21 protein-coding genes and 1 riboswitch are annotated in these 21,723 nt (G+C 50.2%); of the genes, 16 read left to right on the top strand and 5 right to left on the bottom strand.

Translation table 11 applies throughout. The features are described 5' to 3' along the window. Window positions 1–287 precede the first annotated feature (287 nt). The 3 genes from DEF47_RS10825 (at window position 288) to DEF47_RS10815 (ending at window position 3,289) form a co-directional block, all read left to right on the top strand. Entirely contained in the window at window positions 288–1,511 is a 1,224-nt protein-coding gene (locus tag DEF47_RS10825) for a CmpA/NrtA family ABC transporter substrate-binding protein (RefSeq protein WP_012189879.1), read from the top strand. Between the two features lie 99 nt (window positions 1,512–1,610). Continuing rightward, entirely contained in the window at window positions 1,611–2,459 is an 849-nt protein-coding gene (ntrB, locus tag DEF47_RS10820; protein WP_012189880.1) for a nitrate ABC transporter permease, read from the top strand. Then, window positions 2,459–3,289: an ABC transporter ATP-binding protein gene (locus DEF47_RS10815; RefSeq protein WP_012189881.1), complete on the top strand. Its 831-nt coding sequence runs from the start codon at window positions 2,459–2,461 to the stop codon at window positions 3,287–3,289. The genes ntrB and DEF47_RS10815 overlap by 1 nt, the downstream gene beginning before the upstream one ends. 260 nt (window positions 3,290–3,549) lie before the next feature. On the opposite strand, the gene DEF47_RS10810 is transcribed toward DEF47_RS10815, so the two are convergent. Next, the gene (locus DEF47_RS10810) at window positions 3,550–4,716 is read right to left on the bottom strand and encodes an FAD-dependent monooxygenase (protein WP_012189882.1); all 1,167 of its coding nucleotides are present in this window, start codon (window positions 4,714–4,716) and stop codon (window positions 3,550–3,552) included. Between the two features lie 159 nt (window positions 4,717–4,875). Between DEF47_RS10810 and DEF47_RS10805 the strand changes: the two genes are divergently transcribed. The 3 genes from DEF47_RS10805 (at window position 4,876) to DEF47_RS10795 (ending at window position 7,321) form a co-directional block, all read left to right on the top strand. Beyond that, complete coding sequence (locus tag DEF47_RS10805; protein ID WP_012189883.1) at window positions 4,876–5,829, top strand: ring-cleaving dioxygenase; 954 nt, start codon at window positions 4,876–4,878, stop codon at window positions 5,827–5,829. 115 nt (window positions 5,830–5,944) lie between these two features. Beyond that, the gene (locus DEF47_RS10800) at window positions 5,945–6,628 is read left to right on the top strand and encodes a pentapeptide repeat-containing protein (RefSeq protein WP_012189884.1); all 684 of its coding nucleotides are present in this window, start codon (window positions 5,945–5,947) and stop codon (window positions 6,626–6,628) included. 54 nt (window positions 6,629–6,682) lie between these two features. Further along, window positions 6,683–7,321 carry an aspartate/glutamate racemase family protein gene (locus DEF47_RS10795; protein WP_012189885.1) on the top strand — a complete coding sequence of 213 codons (639 nt, stop codon included), beginning with the start codon at window positions 6,683–6,685 and terminating at the stop codon, window positions 7,319–7,321. A 139-nt stretch (window positions 7,322–7,460) separates the two neighbouring features. On the opposite strand, the gene DEF47_RS10790 is transcribed toward DEF47_RS10795, so the two are convergent. Both DEF47_RS10790 and fabZ read right to left on the bottom strand, forming a co-directional pair. Beyond that, on the bottom strand, window positions 7,461–8,192 hold the full coding sequence (locus DEF47_RS10790; RefSeq protein WP_012189886.1) for a response regulator transcription factor: 732 nt from the start codon (window positions 8,190–8,192) through the stop codon (window positions 7,461–7,463). Between the two features lie 39 nt (window positions 8,193–8,231). Continuing rightward, window positions 8,232–8,657: a 3-hydroxyacyl-ACP dehydratase FabZ gene (gene fabZ, locus DEF47_RS10785; protein ID WP_012189887.1), complete on the bottom strand. Its 426-nt coding sequence runs from the start codon at window positions 8,655–8,657 to the stop codon at window positions 8,232–8,234. Window positions 8,658–8,831: 174 nt separating this feature from the next. Between fabZ and DEF47_RS10780 the strand changes: the two genes are divergently transcribed. The 10 genes from DEF47_RS10780 (at window position 8,832) to DEF47_RS10735 (ending at window position 20,755) form a co-directional block, all read left to right on the top strand. Then, on the top strand, window positions 8,832–9,812 hold the full coding sequence (locus DEF47_RS10780; RefSeq protein ID WP_012189888.1) for a polyprenyl synthetase family protein: 981 nt from the start codon (window positions 8,832–8,834) through the stop codon (window positions 9,810–9,812). Window positions 9,813–10,081: 269 nt separating this feature from the next. Next, complete coding sequence (locus tag DEF47_RS10775) at window positions 10,082–11,731, top strand: FAD-dependent oxidoreductase (RefSeq protein ID WP_012189889.1); 1,650 nt, start codon at window positions 10,082–10,084, stop codon at window positions 11,729–11,731. A gap of 633 nt (window positions 11,732–12,364) precedes the next feature. After that, window positions 12,365–12,820 (top strand): GNAT family N-acetyltransferase, encoded by a 456-nt coding sequence (locus tag DEF47_RS10770; protein WP_012189890.1) that lies wholly within the window; start codon window positions 12,365–12,367, stop codon window positions 12,818–12,820. A gap of 82 nt (window positions 12,821–12,902) precedes the next feature. Further along, window positions 12,903–14,108, top strand: a complete 1,206-nt coding sequence (locus tag DEF47_RS10765) for an NAD(P)/FAD-dependent oxidoreductase (RefSeq protein WP_012189891.1) — start codon at window positions 12,903–12,905, stop codon at window positions 14,106–14,108. Window positions 14,109–14,214: 106 nt separating this feature from the next. Beyond that, window positions 14,215–14,313: riboswitch (SAM riboswitch) on the top strand. 48 nt (window positions 14,314–14,361) lie between these two features. Then, a complete protein-coding gene (gene mtnA, locus DEF47_RS10760) occupies window positions 14,362–15,429 on the top strand; it encodes an S-methyl-5-thioribose-1-phosphate isomerase (protein ID WP_041306228.1) in 1,068 nt (355 codons plus the stop codon). Continuing rightward, window positions 15,407–16,426 carry a hypothetical protein gene (locus tag DEF47_RS10755; protein ID WP_012189893.1) on the top strand — a complete coding sequence of 340 codons (1,020 nt, stop codon included), beginning with the start codon at window positions 15,407–15,409 and terminating at the stop codon, window positions 16,424–16,426. The genes mtnA and DEF47_RS10755 overlap by 23 nt, the downstream gene beginning before the upstream one ends. 55 nt (window positions 16,427–16,481) lie before the next feature. Then, window positions 16,482–17,438: a carbohydrate kinase family protein gene (locus tag DEF47_RS10750; RefSeq protein WP_012189894.1), complete on the top strand. Its 957-nt coding sequence runs from the start codon at window positions 16,482–16,484 to the stop codon at window positions 17,436–17,438. 74 nt (window positions 17,439–17,512) lie between these two features. Then, window positions 17,513–18,775 (top strand): adenosylhomocysteinase, encoded by a 1,263-nt coding sequence (gene ahcY, locus DEF47_RS10745; protein WP_012189895.1) that lies wholly within the window; start codon window positions 17,513–17,515, stop codon window positions 18,773–18,775. A 191-nt stretch (window positions 18,776–18,966) separates the two neighbouring features. Next, window positions 18,967–20,184: a methionine adenosyltransferase gene (gene metK / locus DEF47_RS10740; protein ID WP_012189896.1), complete on the top strand. Its 1,218-nt coding sequence runs from the start codon at window positions 18,967–18,969 to the stop codon at window positions 20,182–20,184. Between the two features lie 64 nt (window positions 20,185–20,248). Further along, on the top strand, window positions 20,249–20,755 hold the full coding sequence (locus DEF47_RS10735; RefSeq protein WP_012189897.1) for a GNAT family N-acetyltransferase: 507 nt from the start codon (window positions 20,249–20,251) through the stop codon (window positions 20,753–20,755). 21 nt (window positions 20,756–20,776) lie between these two features. On the opposite strand, the gene DEF47_RS10730 is transcribed toward DEF47_RS10735, so the two are convergent. Together DEF47_RS10730 and DEF47_RS10725 are read right to left on the bottom strand one after the other, a co-directional pair. Next, entirely contained in the window at window positions 20,777–21,229 is a 453-nt protein-coding gene (locus DEF47_RS10730) for a macro domain-containing protein (RefSeq protein WP_012189898.1), read from the bottom strand. A gap of 65 nt (window positions 21,230–21,294) precedes the next feature. Next, window positions 21,295–21,678: a VOC family protein gene (locus DEF47_RS10725; protein ID WP_012189899.1), complete on the bottom strand. Its 384-nt coding sequence runs from the start codon at window positions 21,676–21,678 to the stop codon at window positions 21,295–21,297. Window positions 21,679–21,723 lie beyond the last annotated feature (45 nt).

The raw sequence follows: 21,723 nt of genomic DNA, 5'->3' as shown, positions 1-21,723 counted from the left end.
ACGGAAGGGTGGTGATCAATGGATTGTAAAATCTACCCTTAAAAGCACCCTTGTCCCCGCCGAGCGATCGAGGGGCAAAGCTCATAGCTCAACTCCCTGCAATGAATGCAGTTTCCACCAATGACGGTGCGCTAACAAACCTGTTCGTTTCGCGATAGCTCCTGCAACGCCATGCAGCCTCACCAATGTGGGTGAATCGTGCCCAATTATTGATCTAACGACTAGATGAATAATTGCTATCTCCCAAGCGTTTGATGTGTGCCACAGGTTTCACGGAGGAGCTTCCAATGTCAAAAATCAGCCGTCGCAATTTTCTTAAAACCGCAGCTTCACTTGGTGCTGCCGTTGCCATGCCCAGCTTTTTGACCGCCTGTGGTGGTAGCGAAAGTGCTAGCGAAACTGGTGAGCGCCCAATCAAAATTGGCTTTATTCCGCTGACCGACTGTGCTTCGGTGGTGATGGCACATACCTTGGGCTTATACCAAAAATATGGGGTTAACGTTGAGGTGGTTAAAGAGGCTTCGTGGGCCAATGTACGCGATAAGCTGTTAACTGGCGACCTCGATGCTGCCCACTGTTTGTTTGGAATGCCCTTCTCGGTCTACACTGGTGTTGGCGGCAAGGCCGAAAGCGAACTCAAAATTGCCATGATTTTGAACCAAAATGGTCAAGGCATTACGCTCAGCAGTGCCCTCGCCAAAGAGGTGGGGTATGGCGACCCCAGCAAACTCAAAGCGCTGATCAGCCAACGCCCTGCTGATAAACCCGCCACCTTTGCAGGCACCTTCCCAGGCGGAACCCACGATATTTGGCTGCGCTACTGGCTTGCTGCCGCTGGCGTTGATCAAAATAGCGTCAAAATTATCACAATTCCACCACCGCAAATGGTTGCCAATATGCGCATCGGCGAGATGGATGGCTTCTGCGTGGGCGAGCCATGGAACGGGGTCGCAGTCAAAGAGGGCATTGGCGAAACTGTGTTAGCAACCCAAGATCTGTGGGCGGGACACCCAGAGAAAGCCTTGGTGGTCAATCCAAGTTTTGCCGAAAAACGCCGCGATGACCTCAAGAAAATCATGAAGGCCATCCTTGAGGCCTCAAAATGGCTTGACGATTTCAATAATCGTAGCGAAGCCGCTAAAGTTATTGGCGGTCAAGCCTATGTCAACGCTCCAGCCGATGTGATCGAAGCGCGTTTGAAGGGCCAATACAACCTTGGGGCAACCTTAGGCGAACGCACGTTTGAGCCAAGCAAAAGCATGGTTTTTTATCAGGATGGTGCGGTCAATGCGCCGCAACGCAGCCATGCAATTTGGTTTATGGCCCAGTATGTGCGCTTTGGCCTCTTGCCAAGCGCTCCCGACTACACCGCCATCGCCGACAAGTTGATTATGCGTGATTTGTATGCTGAAGTCGCCAAAGAAATGAGCCTCACCGTGGCAGGCGACGATTTACAGCCATTCACCGTCACGCTCGATCAACAAACCTTCGATCCCAAAAGCCCATCCTAGCCCGCAGGCCATCACGACACACCTTCGCGACTGAAGTAACACGGCTTCAGTCGCTGACACACCAGCCACTCGATTGCCAACCAGACAAGGAGCACTTCCATGGCACAAATGATCGAAGTTATTCCACGGCGTGAGAGTTCAGCGCCAACCCTCATCCGCCGCTGGCTCAACGCAATTTGGCAAACACTTAGCCCAGTTTTGATGGGAATGTTGATTTTGGCCGGGTTATGGCAAGTTGCGGCATGGATTTCTGGCGGCACATTGCCAACCCCGCTGGCAACCGCCAGCACCTTACGTGAGCTTTTGAGCGATCCCTTCTACGACAACGGACCCAATGATAAAGGCATCGGGATTCAGTTGATGGCTTCGTTGGGGCGGGTCTTCACTGGCTGGGGGATTGGCATCGCGATCGCCATCCCACTAGGTATGTTGCTTGGAAGTAGTGCTGCGCTGCGCAAAATGCTGGCTCCAGTCATCGAGATTTTGCGGCCTGTCTCGCCGTTGGCATGGTATCCGTTGGGATTGGCAGTGCTGCATAATGCGCCCAAAGCTGTGGTTTTTGCGATTGTGATCACCTCGCTTTGGCCAACCTTGGTCAACACCACCATGGGCGTGCAAAATATTCCTGCCGACCTCAAGGCTGTTTCCAAGGTCTTTCGGTTTAGTCGTTGGCGCTATATCAGCAAAGTGTTGTTGCCCGCAGCTTTTCCAGCCATTTTAACTGGCATGCGGCTCTCGATGGGGATTGCCTGGATGGTGATTGTGGCAGGCGAGATGTTGGCTGGGGGCACAGGTTTGGGCTTCTTCGTTTGGGATTCATGGAACGCGCTTTCGTTGGAACGGGTTATGAGTGCTATTTTGGTTATCGGGATTACCGGTTTAGCCCTGGATCGTTTGTTTAGTTTGATTGGTCAACGTATGGCCGCTTGGCAAGAAGGAGGTCACTAATGGCTCCACGTTTGTTACCGCGCACCACGCCCAACACCGCAATTCTACCGATGGAGCCTGCTCCGCTGCTTGAAATTAGCAGCGTGGGCAAAAATTATCCTAGTGGTCAAGGCCAAATTAACATCCTGCACGATATTGATCTGACGATTCAATCGGGCGAATTTATTAGTTTTATCGGCCACTCCGGCTGTGGCAAAAGCACCCTTTTAAATATGATCGCTGGCCTCACCAGCATCAGCACTGGCACGATGCTATTTGATGGTAAATCAATCGCTGCGCCCAGCCCTGAGCGAGCCATGGTATTTCAGCATTATTCGTTGTTGCCATGGCTTTCGGTCTATCAAAATGTCTACGAAGCGGTCGATTCAGTCCAGACTGAAATGAGCAAAGCCGAGCGTAAAGCCCTGACCAACGATGTCTTGGCGCGGGTTGGTTTGAGCAACCATATGCACAAAAAACCAATGCAACTCTCCGGCGGTATGCGCCAACGGGTGGCGATTGCCCGCGCTTTTGCCGTTCACCCCCGCATGCTCCTGCTTGACGAGCCATTTGGAGCGCTCGATGCGCTGACTCGTGGCAGCCTGCAAGAAGAATTATTGGGCCTCTGGAGTGGCGATGCCCGCACCGAAACCGTGGTGATGGTCACCCACGATATTGATGAAGCGATCTACCTCAGCGACCGAATTGTGGTTTTCTCCGATGGCCCTGGAGCCACAATTAAAGAAGTGATTACGGTCGATCTGCCCCGCCCTCGCGACAAGCAAAGCCTCATGAACAGCCCAACCTGGAATAACCTGCGCACCCACCTGCTCCTTTCGCTGCACTGCTAAATAACCAAATAACCAGTACACAGCGTTGTGTATGGTGGGCTGTCTCGATGCTGCGACAGCCTTTTTTGATCCTATAAATTTATGATTCCTCAATCAAATCCATGCATAGCTCATGATCACCACCCCTCCGCCCCGCCTCAAGGCGGGGAACGCAGGGTGTTTTCATCCCCCTGCACCCCCTAAAGCGCAACTGGTGATATCCCTAAAATCATCGTTCTTTCAAGAATCAATCAAGGCTATTTGTTTTCTCGTTAATATTTTTAAAAATTCAATTCATAGATACCATTGGTTTGGCGTTGACCGAAGCTACGAGGTACAAGCCGCAACAGCCGATTGCGCCAAGTTTGTTGCCATGCATACGGCAAATGCACCAATGAGCCTATCCGCCACGAGGTATCAACAATTGTGCGGGCTTTTTTGATGCGGCATCGTTGATAGTGCAAAAATGCGAGCTGTGATTGTTCGTAACGCTCCAACATTTCGGCCAAAACCCAAGCATCCTCGATGGCTTGGCAACCACCTTGGCCCAGATTCGGTGTGGTGGCATGAGCAGCATCACCCAGCAAACCAACTCGCCCATAATACCAATTTTTCAAATGCGCCAAATCGCTAATATCGGTGCGCAATAACGCCGCATCGGGTGTACGTTCAATCAAGGTTTTAACCACGGTTGGCAAATCGTGAGCTTGGGTTAGCAACAGTTCACGGGCGGCAGCAGGCGAAACATCGCGCTGGCCTTGAGCAGCAAGGCTAGTTGCATACCAATACACCAAATTTCCCCCAACGGGAGTGTAGCCAAAACGCAGTTGAGCGCCCCAAATTTCGGCGGCCACGGGCTGGCCCAATTCGTGATAATCAAACTCAACCAAGGCTCGATGCGAGGTTTGACCCGAATACCGCAAGCGTTGATTGGGAAAAATCTGCTCGCGCACGGCTGAGCGCAAGCCATCCGCCCCAATCAAGCAAGCCGTTTCGATGGTTGTGCCATCAGCAAATTGCACTTTGACCGAATCAGCCGTTTGTTGCAAGCCAACCAAGCGCTTATCGATGTGCAAACAATCGGCGGGCAAGGCTTCAAGCAGCAGTTGATGCAAGGCAGCACGGCTGATCGTCACCAATTCTTGGCCAAAGCGCTCACGCATCACATTCAGATCAAAGCCAGCCAGCAAACTTCGGCCTTGCGCATCCAAAACCCCAAATTCGCTGCCGCCCAAGTTGCTTAAACACAACCCGCGCTGCCGCGCAGTTTCCGCTAAGCCCCAGCGTTCGAGCAAATTCATGGCATTAGGAGCGAGTAAAATGCCCGCACCAACAGGCCGTAATACTGGCGCAGCCTCATAGATTTGCACTGGAATCTGGCGTTGTTGCAGGCCAATCGCCAAACATAAACCGCCAATTCCCCCACCGATAATTGTGATAGCTTGCATTGTATCCTCGTTCGATTGAATTTAGCTACAACAAAACATACCTTATAGTATGTTTTAAGTCAAGCGTTAGATTTCCAAAGCTTATGTCAATCTCAAAATAGTTGTACAATACAAGTGGAAGTGAAGACGAGCTAGAATCCTGTAACGAGGCCTGCACCTATGCAATTAACCGGAATCCACCATCTTACGGCAGTAACCGCCAATGTGCGCGAAAATTATCGTTTTTATACCCAAGTTTTAGGCATGCGACTGGTCAAGCGCACCGTCAACCAAGATGATGTGAGTGCCTATCACCTATTTTATGCTGATGGCGCAGGCACGCCAGGCAGCGACATCACCTTTTTCGATTGGCCAACTCCGCCTGAAAAACGCGGCACGCATAGCATTTGCAACACCGCGCTGCGGGTCACGGGCAAAGCCAGCCTCGAATGGTGGGCTGAGCATTTGAGCCAACAAGCAGTCAAACATAGTGGGTTGATCGAACGTGATGGCCGTTTAACCATCGATTTTGCTGATAATGAAGGCCAACGCCTGAGCTTAATTGATGATGCTGGCACTGGCGATGCCAACACGCCATGGGATGCCAGCCCAGTGCCAGCCGAACACCAAATTCGTGGGCTTGGGCCAATTCGGCTGAGCATACCGCAGCTCGAATATACCGATATTGTGCTGACCAAAGCCCTGAATATGCGCCAAGTTCGTCAATATAGCCTCAACGAAGGCAACGAATATCCAGTTTATGTCTATGAAATGGGTGCTGGTGGAGCCGCCGCCGAATTGCATGTTGTCGTCCAGCCTGATTTGGCTCCAGCTCAGCCTGGCGCTGGTGGCGTGCATCATGTGGCGTTTCGCACCCCCAACGAAGCAGAATATCATGGCTGGACCCAACGCTTGCGCGAATTAAGCATCCGCACCAGCGGCGAAATTGATCGCTACTATTTCCGCAGCCTCTACTTCCGTGAGCCAAATGGCATTTTGTTTGAAATTGCCACCGATGGGCCAGGCTTTGCCGTCGATGAAGATCCTGCGACGCTGGGTGAATCGGTGGTATTGCCGCCATTCCTTGAGCCACGCCGCGCAGCGATCGTCGCCAACCTCAAACCTCTGGTTTAATTCAAAAATCGAGAGCGCTTACGCTACATGGTAAGCGCTCTTGATTATGTTGCTAAATTCGCCAACTGGATTAAAATAACACATCTGTTCGTTTAGTCCTGCGAGGTTGAATTTCATGGTACGCCCACGCCGCAAACGCTATCAAGGCATCACGCCACCCCAACATTGCCCTCCAGCCGAGCTAAAAACCGTCAGCGAACTCAGCTTGAGCGATAACAGCAACTACGCTCAATTAATTATTCAGCAGCTTAATTTCAATCAACAACGCGCCAAAGATATTTTTATGGAGCAATCGCTAGTACGTCAATGCCAATTCAATCAAGTGGTATTGCAACAATCGCAACTAGTCGATAGCAGCTTTGAGCAATGTGATCTAAGCCACGCCAATTGGGAGAAAAGCCACCTAGAGCGGCTAGAATGGCGCAATTCGCGCTTAGGCGGCATGAAATTTGTCGAGGCTCAAGCTGAACATCTGGTGTTTAGCACATGCCAACTTGATTATAGCGTGTGGTGGTCGGCGCGACTTGAGCATGTCCGCTTCGAAGATTGCCGTATGCTTGAAATCAGTTTTGAAGCAGCCAAACTCAGCGATATTTGTTTTCGTAACTGCGACCTGAGTCGAGCCAATTTTCGCCAAGCAACCCTGAGCAATGTTGATATTCGCGGCTCGCAGATTGGGGGCATGCAAATCGAGCCTAAGCAACTACAAGGCTTAATTATTGAACCACGCCAAGCACTGGAAATTGCCCAATCCTTAGGCTTAACCATTCGTGAACTAGAAACTGAGGATCAAGCTTAAAGGTAGTTTCATGGATCTCAAGCTGCAAAACAATTTGCTGAGGTTAGCAACAGTATGATTAGTAGCATCGGGTTTATTCACACCGCCAGCATGCATGTCGCTACATTTGAGCAATTGGTTGGCGAAATCCAGCCAAACTGTACGGTTGAGCATGTCGTTATGCCAACCTTGCTTGAACAAGCTCGTCAAGAAGGATTAACGTCCGCCATTAGCCAACAACTCACTCAAATAATTAAGCAACTCCAAGCCAATGGCGTAGAACGGATCGTTTGCACATGCTCGACGCTGGGCGGCTTGGCCGAAACTTTAGACCCCACCGTGATACGAGTTGATCGGGCGATGGCAGAACAAGCAATTGCAACTGGCTCGCGAATCGCGGTAGTTGCGGCTTTAACCAGCACACTTGAGCCAACCTATGCCCTCCTCAATGCAATCGCGCAACACCAAGCCAAAACCATCGAAATTCGTGATTATTGCTGTTTGGATGCATGGAAGTCCTTTCTCGCCAACGATCAAGCCAGCTATTTGCAACAGATTGCCATTGTGCTTGAAACAATCGATCAGGTTGATGTGATTGTATTGGCTCAAGCATCGATGGCAGGAGCAATTCAATTATGTCAACAAAATATTCCAATTTTGAGCAGCCCGCGCATTGCAATCGAAGCTTTATTTAAGCCAAAACAAGCAGCCTGATTCACCTATAGCGTCGAATGTAAAGAACTGCTATACCTGATCATTGCAATAGTGGGAGCAATTGATCATCTATCACTCCTCAGCAATAAAAAATGCTCAATGCTTATTTCGGCATTGAGCATCTACGCGTAAATAGGCGTTATTCGTCGTGCTTCTTCTTGAAATCAACAAAGCGATAGCCAACCCCGCGTTCGGTTAAGATATAGTGTGGGTTAGCGGGGTCTTCTTCGATTTTTTGGCGCAGATAGGTCACATACAAGCGCAAATAATGGCTTTCGTCGCGATATTCTGGCCCCCAAACTTTGGCTAGCAAGGTTTCGTGCGGCATCACAAAGCCAGCATTTTGCACCAAATGATAGAGCAAGCGGTATTCGGTTGGCCGCAAGCTGATCCGTTCACCATTGACCAAGACCTCGCGCCGATCAAAATCGACGGTCAAACGGTCGTCGATTTTGGTGGTCGAAACCGCTTGAGTTGGGGTCACATAATGGCGACGCAGCACTGCCCGCAAGCGGCTGACCAACTCGCGATGGCTAAATGGCTTGCCAATATAATCATCAGCACCAAGCTCCAAACCGCGAATCCGATCATCCTCTTCATCTTTGGCAGTCAGAAAAATCACTGGAATCGACGAAAATTCCCGTAAGCGGCGCAGGGTTTCATAGCCATCCAAGCCAGGCATCATAATATCCAACAGCACCGCATCGGGCATATCTTCGCGCACTTTTTCCAGCGCTTTGCGGCCATTTTCGGCGCTAATCACGCGGCAACCCTCGGCTTCGAGATTAACGCGCATAAATGTGACTAAACGTGGTTCATCATCAACCACCAGAATGAGCTTATCTCGTAGCTCAACATTGAACGTATCCACAACAGACTCCTTCTGTAGGCGAATGTTTACGGCAATCTTCTAATCAACAATTGCAAACATTAGCCCACCTTCGGCAACCACTGTGCCATCAACCGTGGCCTTAGCCTGGCCTTTGCCAATGCGACGGCGCATTTTATCAAGGCTTACTTCTAATTTAAGTGTATCACCAGGCGTAACTGGGCGCTTGAAACGAAAATCATCAATCCCAGCAAACATCACAATTTTGCCAACATACTCTGGCTGGCGCAAAATGATTACCGCCCCAACTTGAGCTAGGGCTTCGACAATCAATACGCCAGGCATCACAGGCCGACCTGGAAAATGGCCCACGAAAAATGGCTCGTTCATGGTGACGTTTTTCAAGCCCACTGCTCGCAGGCCATCTTCGATCTCTAAAATGCGGTCAACCAACAGAAATGGCGGGCGATGGGGCAAAATTGCCAAAATATCTTCAACGGTCAGCATTGCGTATACTCCTAGCGGCTTTCAAAACCTCTCACAAAGCTCTCAGATAGCCTAGGCCTTAGTGTAACCGAGCCTAAAGCCAGCGGCAAATCCGTTGACGCTAGGATCGTTTTCGGGTATGCTTTGCTGTACGCGATAACTTTCACAAAGACCGAATTTATTAGGAAGCGTGCTATGACGCACACATTAAAACAATTGGAAATCCCAAGCACGTTACGCCATGATCTGCAAGCCGTCGAAGATCGCATTATGCAGCGAGTCGAATCGCAATCGGCGCTGATCACGGCTGCTGGTCAACACATTGTTAGCTCTGGTGGCAAGCGTTTACGAGCCATGATGGTTCTGCTTGCATCACAATTAGGGCGCTACCGTTTGAGCGATAGCTTGCATGCGGCAACTGCTGTCGAGTTGATTCATGCAGCCAGTTTGGTTCACGACGATTTAGTCGATGATGCCGACCGCCGCCGCGGCAAAGTTACCGTCCATGCCAAATGGGATCAAGGCGTAGCATTGATGGTTGGTGATTACCTGTTTGCGGTGGCTGCTGGCGAAATGGCACTAGCTCCCGATCCACGCGTAATTCAGATTTTCGCCGAATCGGTTATGACGATTTCAGCCTCTGAATTACACCCCGTCATGGCCACGCTCCCAACGGCAACAGCCCTCGAACAATATTACGCCAAAATTGGTGGCAAAACTGCCGCTTTATTTGAAGCCGCTGCCGCCGCTGGGGTGGTTTGTGGTGGTGGCAGCCCTGAAGAAATTGAGGCCGCCGCCCGTTATGGCTATGATATTGGCTTAGCCTTCCAAATTGTCGATGATATTCTCGATTTCGTCAGCACCGAGGAAACCCTCGGCAAGCCTGCTGGCAACGATTTACGCGAAGGCACCATCACCTTGCCTTTGATCTTGGCAGTCAAAGATCATCATGAGCATCCGTTGGTCAACTTGCTTGATCAATATGAACAGCTTAGTGATGAGCAAGTTACCCAAGCAATTAGCCAAGTGAAGCAGCTTGGTGGGATCGATCAAGCCATCGCTCAAGCCCGTGAGATTACCCAACGTGGCTTAGCAGCACTCGATATCTTCCCGCCATCAGATGCCAAAGAGCTGCTGCGCGAAATCGCCGACTACGTACTCGACCGTAACTTCTAAATTCAACCAATCATTACTTGTTAAGCAAAACCCTGTTGCAATGCAGCAGGGTTTTTAAATATGTCAGTTAGTCTTCATCTAAGTAGCGAATTGGTACGCTTTCGTCAACCATCTAATCACCTATTTCAGCGGCAAACGTTTTATGATTGAATTTGATGCTGGCTTGCTCATCCGCTGCCCAAACCCTGTTGTGAAGAATGTAACAAAATCGCTGCAAGCTGCATCAATTAAGTAGCAATCGATGTTGCCATTTAAATTTGAGGCTTGTGATGAAAATTATGATTATCGGCGGGGTCGCTGCTGGCATGAGTGCCGCCACCCGCCTCCGTCGGCTCGACGAACATGCCGAGATTGTGGTGTTGGAACGCGGCGAGTATGTTTCGTATGCCAATTGTGGTTTGCCCTACCATATCGCTGGCACAATCGCTGAGCGCGAAAAGCTCTTAGTTGCCAGCCCTGAATATCTGCGCCAAACCTTTAATCTCGACCTACGCTTACAACACGAGGTGATCGCCATCGATCCTCAGCAAAAAACTGTGACGATCAAAACACCCCAACAGCCCACGCCAATCCAAGAGCGCTACGATAAATTGTTGATTGCGGTCGGCAGTCAAGCCTTACAATTGCCGATTCCTGGCAGCGATTTACCCCAAATTCACACAGTTCGCACAATCCCCGATGTTGATCAGATCAATCAATTATTGGCTGATGGCGCAGGCCATGCGGTGGTCATCGGCGCTGGCTATATTGGCCTCGAAACGATTGAAGCCTTGCAACAGCGTGGCCTAACCGTCGAGCTAGTTGAGCTGGCCAAGCAAGTGTTGCCCTTGTTCGATCATGAGATGGTTAGCGAAGTTGCTGATTTGCTGCAACAACATGGGGTTAAATTGCATCTTGGGGCCAGCGCTCAACGCTTTGTACCAACCAACCAGCAAATCGCTGTACATCTCAGCGATGGGCGGCAGATCAAAACCGATCTGGTGATTATGGCGGTTGGGGTGCGGCCAGCCAGCCAATTAGCCCAAACCGCTGGCCTGACGCTTGGCGAACGTGGCGGCATCGCCGTCAACCAGCATCTACAAACCTCCGACCCAGCGATTTATGCTGCTGGCGATGTGATTGAAGTGCAAGATACGGTGTTGCAACAACCAGCCTTGATTGCGCTGGCGGGGCCGGCTAACCGCCAAGGCCGCATCGTGGCGGAGCATATGCTTGGGCGCAGCAGTCGCTATCATTCCAGCCAAGGCACGGCGATCGTCAAAGTGCATACAACCACTTGTGCCATGACCGGAGCCTCGGAAAAGAGCCTGCAACGCGCCCAACGCGCCTATCACAAAATCTATTTGCACCCCAATGATCACGCTGGCTACTACCCTGATGCTCAACCAATGCATCTCAAGCTCTTATTTGCCCCTGCCGATGGGAGAATTCTAGGGGCGCAAATCGTTGGTGGCGCTGGCGTGGATAAACGCATCGATGTCTTGGCGACGGCAATTCGCGCCAAAATGAGCGTCCACGACTTGACTGAGCTTGAGTTGGCCTATGCGCCGCCCTATGGCTCGGCCAAAGATCCCATTAACATGGCTGGATTTTTGGCCAGCAACCTGCTCGATGGCACGGTGAAATTCTGGTATGCCGAGGAATATCCCGCGATCACTGAGCATGCGCTGATCGTTGATGTGCGCAACCCTGATGAATATGCAGCGTGGCACATTCCAGAAGCGATAAATCTGCCGCTGGCTGAACTACGCACCGCGATTCCAAGCCTCAAAGCCCAAGCCGAAGGGCGACCAATTCGCTTACACTGTATGGTTGGCATGCGCAGCTACATCGCCTACCGGATTTTGCGCCAAAGCGGCTTCACGAATGTGGCAACGCTAGCTGGTGGCGCATTGACCTTGAAGGCATTTGGTCATTAATCATTTTTAGCACCATAACCTTTTCGTTGCAAAACCCTGTTGCAGTGCAGCAGGGTTTTGTCTATCTCAAAATCCAGCAAACAATCATCCAAGATCCATTTTGCATCCATTTGATTGTTCTACACTACACATAACGACATTTAGTCAAAACTTTTCAAGCATCTAATTCAATGGAGGTTCAATGAACAAGCAAATGTGGTGGCACAGCATTGTAATCCTTTTATTATGCGTTGGCTGTACTGCGGATGGAGTGAAACGGACAAGCATGCCCAACATTATGTATCCAGCTTCAGCCCAGTTCACAAGCACGCCTACGCCGCTTGCCTTGAACCAGCATGGCCGAACCGTCAGTTATATCACAGAGCTTGCACCTGCTGAGATCGTTCAATATTATGTGAATGAAAAAAAATCTAGATGGATGGGATGATATCTTTATTAGAGAGCCAAATCGCACGCTAGAATTAGCCTCAATGGAATGTCCGATTATCGAAATGACTGTGCTAATTACCCCAACGATCACCTACACCGATGTTTCTCTACGATTCAGCGAAGATGATTGTATTTAGCTCAACATTGATTCCTATATCAAATTTGTTTATATTCACGTATTAATAACAAAGCAAGGAAATGGCAATGACAATTGTGCATTTAACTCCAATTACTCGCGAAAATTGGCAAGCATGTTGCGAATTAAGCTTGCCTGCCGAACAGCAAGATTTTGTCGCATCCAACCTCTATTCAATTGCCGAAACTCAGTTTTACCCAACCATGCAGATTCGCGCGATTCTGACCCAAGCCGATGCATTGGTTGGCTTGGCAGTTTATGGCATTAGCCCTAATACTGGCCAATATCGAGTTGCGCGATTAATGATCGATCAAGCGTATCAAGGCCACGGTTATGGCCGCGCAGCAATGCAGGCAATTTTAGCCGAGGTCGCAGCCCTTGAGAATATAAAGCAGGTCTGGTTAAGCTACCGCGAACATAATCATGCCGCCCGCAACCTCTATCAATCCTTGGGCTTCCAAGAGCAATCCTGCGATCCAAATGGTCGGATTGTGGCGATGTATGCTTTGGCTACACAGGATTAATCAGCCAAGATTACCCTTGATCTAGCGGCATAACCCTTGCTCAAGGCTTGCCCAAAGCGCACATATCAGGAGCAGCCAAGCAATGGATTTACATAGCGGATATCCGTTTTGGGCAGTTAAAAATGGCTTATTAAATATCTACCCTCGTTTGCAGAACGATTTAACCTGTGAGGTTGTGGTGATTGGCGGCGGCATTAGCGGAGCACTGATCGCTCACTACCTCAGCGAGGCTAATATCGATACGGTAGTGCTGGAAAAACGTGAGCTTGCTGGGGGCAGCACTAGCGCCAGCACCGCCTTGCTGCAATATGAAATCGATACGCCGCTAACTGAATTGGTTAAATTGGTTGGCGAGCAACAGGCAGTTCGCGCCTATCACCTATGTCGCGAGGCAATTGATAAGGTTGCCGATTTAGCCCAAAAAGTTGGTGTAGCAGACCATTTTTCATACAAAACCAGTTTATATCTCGCTAGTAGTCGCTGGCATGTCAAACAATTGCGCCAAGAATTCGCCTTACGTCAAGCTCATGGCTTCAAACTCGATTTGCTCGACAAAGCCGCGATTGGCGAACGGTTTAGTTTTACCGCTCCGGCGGCGCTATATTCCTACAGTGCAGGCGAAGTTGATGCCTTTCAACTATCCCATGCACTTTTCAAGCAGGCGGCGCAACGTGGCGTACAAATTTTTGATCGCACGGTTGCCAAAGAATGGCAAAGCAACAGCGACGGTGTAACGGTCACCACCGAAACTGGCTATCGCATTCATGCCAAATATCTGATTTTGGCGGCGGGCTATGAAGCGCAACACTATATCAAGCCCAAGTTGGTGAAATTTCGCAGTAGCTATGCACTGGCAAGCGAGCCATTAACCGATTTTAGTGGCTGGTATGAACGATGCTTGATTTGGGAAAGCGCTCGTCCATATGTCTACTTGCGTACCACCAACGAAGGCCGAGCCATTATTGGCGGCGAAGATGATCAGATTGATCTGCCTGCCAAGCGCGATGCCCTACTCGAACGTAAGGCTGCCAAATTAACTAAACGTTTTAATCAATTGTTTCCGCAGATCCCCTTGCATGTCGATTATCGCTGGGCTGGAACCTTTGGCGAAACCAAGGATGGCTTGCCCTACATCGACAATTTGCCCGATCAGCCACGGATTTTGCTGGCGCTAGGCTATGGCGGCAATGGCATTACCTATAGCGTGGTCGCCGCCGAACTGTTGCGTGATCGCGTATGTCAACGAGCCAATCCCGATGCAGCGATCTTTCGGCTTGATCGCAACTGAGCCAACTTGGGCAACCTGCCCAAACCGCGCTAAAAGCCATTTGTCACAAGCAATTGACTATGCTATAATCGCCTACCGAACTGTGGAAAATCAGTGAATAAGCGATCTCTCATCGAGATGGGCAGAGGGACTGGCCCGACGAAGCCCGGCAACCCCATTATTTGGAAGGTGCCAAATCCTGCAGGTTCGGCCTGATAGATGAGTTTGAGCATGCGGGCCTCTCTCTGAGAGGTTTTTTTGTGTAATGCAACCAATGGCTGACGTACTTAAAACTGTTTGGTGGGATGAAGTTCCCTGTTTGATCGACCAACGTCTTTTGCCAGCAACGCTGGATATTGTACGTTGTGAGGATTTAAATAGCGTGATCGAGGCGATTCGCTCAATGCAAGTGCGAGGCGCTCCAGCAATCGGCATCACGGCAGCCTATGGCATGGCCTTGGCCGCCCAACGCAGCACCGCCCAAACCAGCAGTAAATTACTCGAAAAACTAGCTAAAGCCAAAGCGCTGCTTGATGCCACGCGGCCTACGGCGATCAATCTAGCTTGGGCCACTCAGCGCATGCTTGACGTAGCCCAAGCCAATCACACACTTGAGGTTGATCAATTACGTCAGCGTTTATTGGCTGAAGCCGAGGCCATTCGCGACCAAGACGAGGCTATGTGTCGGGCAATCGGCCAGCATGGCAAAGTACTCTTGGCCCAATCGCGCAATGTGCTGACCCACTGCAACGCTGGTGGTTTAGCCACGGCAGCCTATGGCACGGCGCTCGCACCAATTCGCGCAGTCCATGAAGATGGGCAGCCAATTCATGTTTGGGTCGATGAAACGCGGCCATTTTTGCAGGGCGCACGACTCACCGCGTGGGAATTGCAACAGGCAGGCATCGATTTAACCTTAATTACCGATAACATGGCTGCTTATTTTATGCAGCAAGGCCAGGTTGATTGTATTATCGTTGGCTCGGATCGGATTGCGGCAAATGGCGATGTTGCCAATAAAATCGGCACTTATGGGCTGGCAGTGTTAGCCAAAGCGCACAATATTCCACTGTATGTTGCTGCGCCAACATCGACCATTGATTTGCAGACCGCCGATGGCGCGGCAATTCCAATCGAACAACGTTCAACCCAAGAAGTAACCCATATTGGGCAACAGGCAATTGCGGCAGCAGGCATTAAGGTGGCGCATCCGGCTTTTGATGTGACTCCGGCGCATTTGGTAACAGCAATTATTACCGAACAAGGCATTGCCTACCCGCCCTTTGCTGAACAATTACAAACCATGGTTGAGGCTGCCAATGCCGCCAACGCTGGCAAGTGAGTTTCGCTGTCAAGCGATCGCACCATTTGATCTGCCCTATACCAATCAGGCAAGTGCATGGGCGGCCCAAATGCGTTGGACTCAGGGCTATCCGATTGCCCCAACCTTTGTTGCGCAGCCCTTATGGCGTTTGAGCACCCATGGTTTTCCTGGCTTGAACAGCGACCCACACTTCGATCTAGCTCAGCTCGAACGCCAGCTTGAAGCCCATCAATTGGCCTATCTCGAAAATACGGTTGGTCATGTGGCAGTTGACAGCGTTGAACAATTGCTTGATCATACGCCATGGCTTAATGATCGCCAGTTGTTGCCGCAAGCCTTAGGTTTTGGTTTATATGGGCCGTTGAGCTTGGGCTTGACGCTTATCGATGACCAAGAACGCCCTTTATTGGCCGATCAACGCTTGCGCGAGGTCTTGACACAACATTTACACTTACGGATTGGTTGGCTAGCTCGCGAATTGCGCATCCACGATATCCAAGGTTGGGTCTGTTTGATTGAGCCATTTTGGAATGCCCAAGCGCACCCATTTAGCTCAATTAGCCAAGCTGAGGCCTATAGTTTGCTGGCTGAAACCATTCAACATAGCCCAATTGCTTGTGGTATTGCTCCAACTGGTTCAGCTGTCGATTGGCCTTTGTTGATCAATAGCGGCATGCGGGTGTTGGTGTGCAGCAAAGAGCAACGCCAAGATTTGCTAGCTTGTGGCAAGGGCATTAATGATTATTTAGAAAATGGCGGGGCAATTATTTGGGAATGTTTGCCCAGTGATCCCGCCCAACTGGCTGAAATTCAGGTCAGTGATGTCGTCAATGAATGGACTGAATTATTACGTGAAGCACTCGATCACGATATTCTCAACAGTCGCATACTTGATGGCTCGTTATTAACTATCGCGCATGGTCTCGCTCAACACGAGCCAAGCCATGCCGATCACGCGCTTGGCCTGTTGGCCGAGGTTAGCCGCGTCATTCGGACGCACTATAAATTGCAGTGAGCGCTGCTATCCACGTAGCATAGCAGCGGTATCGTTCTCATATAGGAGTTTGTTCGTGCGGATTGTTGTAGCTGGATCAATTGCCTACGATTACATCATGGTGTTTCCTGGGCAATTCAAAGATCATATTTTGGCCGATAAAGTTCACGTGTTGAGCGTGAGCTTCTTGGTAGAATCAATGAAGCGCATGCGTGGCGGCACTGGGCCAAATATTGCCTATAACTTGGCTTTGCTTGGCGAACGTCCCACGGTTATGGGCACAGTTGGCGAAGATTTCAGCGAATATCGCACTTGGCTGGAAAACGCTGGGGTCGATACCGGCTTGATCAAAGTGATCGAAGGTGATTTTACGGCTTCGTGCTTTATCAACACCGACCTTTCCGATAACCAAATTACTGCCTTCTATCCTGGTGCGATGGCGCAAGCTCATCGCCAACGCTTGCCACTCGACGGGCATCGCCCCGATTTCGTGATTATCGCGCCAAACGATCCGGCTGCCATGGCGCAACTAGTGATCGAATGCCAAACCAACAATATTCCCTACTTGTATGACCCAAGCATGCAAGCACCCCGCATGAACGGCCCAGAATTGCTGGCAGGCTGCCGCAGCGCCGCAGCCTTGATCGGCAACGATTATGAATTTGCCATGATGGCAGAAAAAATTGGCTGCACCGAGGAAGAATTGCATCAAGTCGTTGGCCTAACGGTTGTTACCAAAGGCGGCGAAGGTGCTACAATCTACCAAAATGGCCAAGTTTATGAGATTCCAGCGGCTAAGCCCACAATTGTGGCCGACCCGACTGGAGCAGGCGATGCATTCCGCGCCGGATTTGTGCGAGGTTACTTGGCAGGCTTGCCGATGCCAGTTACCGGTCGGATCGCCAGCTTGACGGCTTGTTATGCCATCGAGCATCACGGTACGCAAGAACATCGCCACACCAAAGCCGAATTCATGGCTCGCTATGAAGAAAACTTTGGAGCCGAACCACTCTTAGCTGAATTATTTGGCTAGACTGAATCTGGCAAATTGGGCATTTTTTGCCTTTTGCCTTTTGAATTTTGATTTCTCTATTGAAGGAGTTTTTCGTGGCTAAGGATTTCGATATTAAGGATATTAAGCTGGCCGACGAAGGCATGCGCCGCATCGCCTGGGCCGAGCAAGAAATGCCAGTCTTGCGCCAATTGCGCGAACGGTTCAGCAAAGAACGTCCACTTGAAGGCATCAAGATGTCGGCATGTTTGCACGTTACCGCTGAAACCGCTAACTTGATGCGTGCGCTCCAAGCTGGTGGCGCTGATATTGTGTTGGCAGCTTCAAACCCACTTTCAACCCAAGACGATGTTGCCGCAGCGCTGGTGCAATACGACGAAATCCCCGTCTATGCCATCAAGGGCGAAGATAACGCAACCTATTACAATCACTTGAAAGCCGCCCTCGACCACGCTCCTCACATCACCATGGACGATGGTGCCGACCTCGTGAGCGCCGTGTTGAAAGATCGCCGCGAATTGTTGCCAAACTTGATTGGCTCAACCGAAGAAACCACCACTGGTGTGATTCGGCTTCGCGCGATGGCCAACCAAGGCGTGCTCGAATTCCCAGTGATCGCGGTTAACGATAGCCAAACCAAGCATTTGTTTGACAACCGCTATGGCACTGGCCAATCAACCCTCGACGGGATCATCCGCGCAACCAATGTGTTGATCGCTGGTAAAACCGTGGTTGTGGCTGGTTACGGCTGGTGTTCAAAAGGGATCGCAATGCGTGCCCACGGTCTCGGCGCAAACGTGATTGTTACCGAAATCGATTCAATCAAGGCGCTCGAAGCTGCAATGGACGGCTTCCGCGTGATGCCAATGGTTGATGCAGCTCGCATCGGCGATATCTTCATCACCGCAACTGGCGATATTCACGTGCTTGACGGCGAAGATTTCGCTGCAATGAAAGATGGCGCGATTGTTTGTAACTCAGGCCACTTCAATGTTGAAATCGATATTCCAGCCTTGGAAAAAATGGCAGTTGAAAAGAAACAACCACGCCAATTCATCGATCAATACGTTATGGCCGATGGTCGCCGCATCAACTTGTTGGGCGAAGGCCGCTTGATCAACTTGGCTTCGGCTGAAGGTCACCCAAGCGCCGTAATGGATCAATCATTCGCCAACCAAGCTTTGGCCAGCGAATATCTCTTGACCAACAAAGGCAAGTTGGAAAACAAAGTTTACGCCTTGCCAGTAGAAGTTGACCAAGAAATTGCTCGCTTGAAGCTTGCAGCAATGGGTATCAGCATCGATATCTTGACCGAAGCTCAAGTAACCTACCTCAACTCATGGGAAGAAGGCACCTAGTCTGATCGATCGTTTGAGGCTAGTTTAGACTAGTTCAACGATCTTATGCTAATGTGACTGAGGCCGAAGTGCATTAACCCGCCTTCGGCTTCAGTATATATTTTCAGCCTGTAGCAAAACCAATCCTCAGAGAACCCAATGAGTGTGGAACTCCAAGATTGGTTAACCATAGATTTAGGAGATAAAACTCAATGGATGCAACTACGTTTATGCGTGCTCCACAGTTCTTCTTCACCTCAGAATCGGTGACTGAAGGACACCCCGATAAAATTTGTGACCAAGTTTCTGATGCGATCTTAGATGAATTGTTGGCCCAAGACCCCATGTCGCGGGTAGCTTGCGAAACCGCTACTACCACCGGCTTGATCGTCGTTCTCGGTGAAGTTACCACCAAGGGCTATGTTGAAGTTCAAGATATTGTGCGCAAAGTTGTCAGCGATATTGGCTACACCCGTGGTAAGTTCGGCTTCGATGCCGAAACCTGTGGGATTATCGTCGCCTTGCACGGCCAATCGCCCGACATCGCTCAAGGCGTTGATGTGGCCTTGGAAGTACGCGACGATCAAGCCAGTCGCGAAGCTGAAATTGAAAAAGTTGGCGCTGGCGATCAAGGTATGGTGTTCGGGTTCGCTTGTAACGAAACCGATGAATTTATGCCTTTGACGATTTCGTTGGCTCACCAATTGACCCGCCGCTTGGCCAAAGTGCGCAAAACTGGCGAAGTTGGCTACTTACGCCCCGACGGCAAGAGCCAAGTAACCGTCGAATATAGCCATGGCAAGCCTGTGCGCGTCGATACCGTGTTGATCTCAACCCAGCACGATCCCAACGTCGATAACGAGCGGATTCACAAGGATGTAATCGAATTAGTGATTAAGCCGGTAATTCCTGAAGGCATGCTTGATGAAAACACCAAGATTTTCATCAACCCAACTGGCCGCTTCGTCACTGGTGGCCCAATGGGCGATTCAGGTTTGACTGGCCGCAAGATCATCGTTGACACCTACGGCGGGGTTGCTCGCCACGGTGGCGGCGCTTTCTCAGGCAAAGATTCAACCAAGGTTGATCGCTCAGCTGCCTATGCTGCTCGCTACGTTGCCAAAAACATCGTGGCTGCTGGCTTGGCCGAACGCTTTGAATTGCAAGTCAGCTATGCAATCGGCGTTTCAAAGCCGCTTTCAATCTCGTTTGAAACCTTTGGTACCGCCAAAGTCAGCGACGAAAAATTGTTAGAGTTGATCAACAAACACTTTGATTTGCGTCCAGGTGCGATCATCCGTGATCTTGATCTGCGCCGCCCAATCTATCGCCAAACCGCTGCCTACGGTCACTTTGGCCGTGCTGACATCGATTTGCCATGGGAACGCACCGACAAAGCTGAATTGCTTCGCGCTGAATCAGGCCTGTAAGTCCAATCAATACCCTGCTGAGAGCTACCCGCAAGATGGTAGCTCTTGGCATTTTAGGAGGATCATGATTCAGATTCGACCTGAAACCAGCGCCGATTCCGCCACCATCACCACCATCAATCAAGCAGCCTTTGGCAGAGCTGGTGAAGCTGATTTAGTTACTGCATTACGTCAAGCAAGCACAACCATCTCGTTAGTCGCTGAGCTTGACGGTCAGCTTGTTGGGCATATTCTGTTTAGCCCTGTGCAGTATGATCAAGCGCCAAGCCACCTCAAGATTTGGGGTTTGGGGCCATTAGCGGTGTTACCAAGCCACCAGCGCACAGGAATTGGCGCGGCTTTGGTCAAGGCTGGAATTGAAGCTTGTCGTCAGGCGGCAATTCAGGCCTTGGTTGTCTTGGGTGGGCCAGAGTATTACCAACGGTTTGGCTTTTGGCCTGCCGCCAACTGGCATTTGCGCTGCCATTATCCCGTCGATGCCAAGTTTTTTATGGCCCAAGAATTAGTCGATGGCGCATTGGCAGGCTTGGATGGCTCAATTTCTTATCATTCAGCATTTGATAAAGTTTAAGGTCGTGTTCTTGATCATAGCTTACTGTGGCGGGTATAATTTCACTTGCACAGCGGGCAAACGCTCAAACGCTTGCCCGATCAATGGCTCAACCTCGGCCCAAGCCAACCCACCATAGCCACAACCTAAAGCAGGCACAGCAATTGAATTAATTGAGCGGAGCGTTAGTTGGACGATTAAATCATTCAAGCCTGTAGTAATATCAATGATCTTGGATTCCTGCTTCCAATGCTGCTTAGTCGGAAAGTTAATGATCGTGGTTGACTGTTCATAACGCGTTTCAACAAACACAAACATTGTGCCAAGCTGTACTTCGCTAGCCCGACAAGCCTTAACATAGGCTTGGTAATTGGCGGGAAAGGCTTGGCGAAACTGCAACGCCAAGCCTTTGCCCATCACTCCCACACAATTAACAGGATTGACCAAAGCCGCTACGTTCGCAGTCAATAGATCGCCTTGGCAATACTCAAGCATTATCGTTTCCAAGCAAAACAGCGTTCTGGCAAACTCGGCTGACCAGAACGCTCAAAATCACTTATTTAGCTTTGATACATTTGCACCCAATTGCCACAGGTATCATCGAAGGTTGTGGCAAGGGTTGGCCCCATTTCGGCGGGCGGGCCACGGAATTCAACCCCCAAGCCCTGCATACGCTTATATTCGGCCTGAATATCTTTGACCGCCAAGCTCAAACAGGGAATACCATCGTTTTTGAGGGCGGCTTGGTAGGCTTGGGCCGCTGGATGATTATTTGGTTCGAGCACCAATTCAACTTCATCGGGGGTTTCGGGCGAAACCACGGTCAGCCATAAAAATTCGCCAACTGGAACTTCAACTTTTTTGATAAAGCCCAAGACTTCAGTATAAAACTTCAAGGCCTTGGTTTGATCATCGACAAAAACACTGGTCATTTTAATTTGCATTGAACCCGCCCTTACTAAACGAACATATGTTTCATTATATCTTAA

It is taken from the genome of Herpetosiphon sp., assembly GCF_003512625.1.
GTDB lineage: Bacteria > Chloroflexota > Chloroflexia > Chloroflexales > Herpetosiphonaceae > Herpetosiphon > Herpetosiphon aurantiacus.
Note: the sequence above shows the minus strand (reverse complement) of the source record. Positions and strands in the feature narration are given on the sequence as shown.

Excerpts from the sequence above, each read along its gene's own strand:
- DEF47_RS10825 (WP_012189879.1), top strand. The coding sequence starts at position 288 with ATGTCAAAAATCAGCCGTCGCAATTTTCTTAAAACCGCAGCTTCACTT.
- ntrB (WP_012189880.1), top strand. The coding sequence starts at position 1,611 with ATGGCACAAATGATCGAAGTTATTCCACGGCGTGAGAGTTCAGCGCCA.
- DEF47_RS10815 (WP_012189881.1), top strand. The coding sequence starts at position 2,459 with ATGGCTCCACGTTTGTTACCGCGCACCACGCCCAACACCGCAATTCTA.
- DEF47_RS10810 (WP_012189882.1), bottom strand. The coding sequence starts at position 4,716 with ATGCAAGCTATCACAATTATCGGTGGGGGAATTGGCGGTTTATGTTTG.
- DEF47_RS10805 (WP_012189883.1), top strand. The coding sequence starts at position 4,876 with ATGCAATTAACCGGAATCCACCATCTTACGGCAGTAACCGCCAATGTG.
- DEF47_RS10800 (WP_012189884.1), top strand. The coding sequence starts at position 5,945 with ATGGTACGCCCACGCCGCAAACGCTATCAAGGCATCACGCCACCCCAA.
- DEF47_RS10795 (WP_012189885.1), top strand. The coding sequence starts at position 6,683 with ATGATTAGTAGCATCGGGTTTATTCACACCGCCAGCATGCATGTCGCT.
- fabZ (WP_012189887.1), bottom strand. The coding sequence starts at position 8,657 with ATGCTGACCGTTGAAGATATTTTGGCAATTTTGCCCCATCGCCCGCCA.
- DEF47_RS10780 (WP_012189888.1), top strand. The coding sequence starts at position 8,832 with ATGACGCACACATTAAAACAATTGGAAATCCCAAGCACGTTACGCCAT.
- DEF47_RS10775 (WP_012189889.1), top strand. The coding sequence starts at position 10,082 with ATGAAAATTATGATTATCGGCGGGGTCGCTGCTGGCATGAGTGCCGCC.
- DEF47_RS10770 (WP_012189890.1), top strand. The coding sequence starts at position 12,365 with ATGACAATTGTGCATTTAACTCCAATTACTCGCGAAAATTGGCAAGCA.
- DEF47_RS10765 (WP_012189891.1), top strand. The coding sequence starts at position 12,903 with ATGGATTTACATAGCGGATATCCGTTTTGGGCAGTTAAAAATGGCTTA.
- mtnA (WP_041306228.1), top strand. The coding sequence starts at position 14,362 with ATGGCTGACGTACTTAAAACTGTTTGGTGGGATGAAGTTCCCTGTTTG.
- DEF47_RS10755 (WP_012189893.1), top strand. The coding sequence starts at position 15,407 with ATGCCGCCAACGCTGGCAAGTGAGTTTCGCTGTCAAGCGATCGCACCA.
- metK (WP_012189896.1), top strand. The coding sequence starts at position 18,967 with ATGGATGCAACTACGTTTATGCGTGCTCCACAGTTCTTCTTCACCTCA.
- DEF47_RS10735 (WP_012189897.1), top strand. The coding sequence starts at position 20,249 with ATGATTCAGATTCGACCTGAAACCAGCGCCGATTCCGCCACCATCACC.
- DEF47_RS10730 (WP_012189898.1), bottom strand. The coding sequence starts at position 21,229 with ATGCTTGAGTATTGCCAAGGCGATCTATTGACTGCGAACGTAGCGGCT.
- DEF47_RS10725 (WP_012189899.1), bottom strand. The coding sequence starts at position 21,678 with ATGCAAATTAAAATGACCAGTGTTTTTGTCGATGATCAAACCAAGGCC.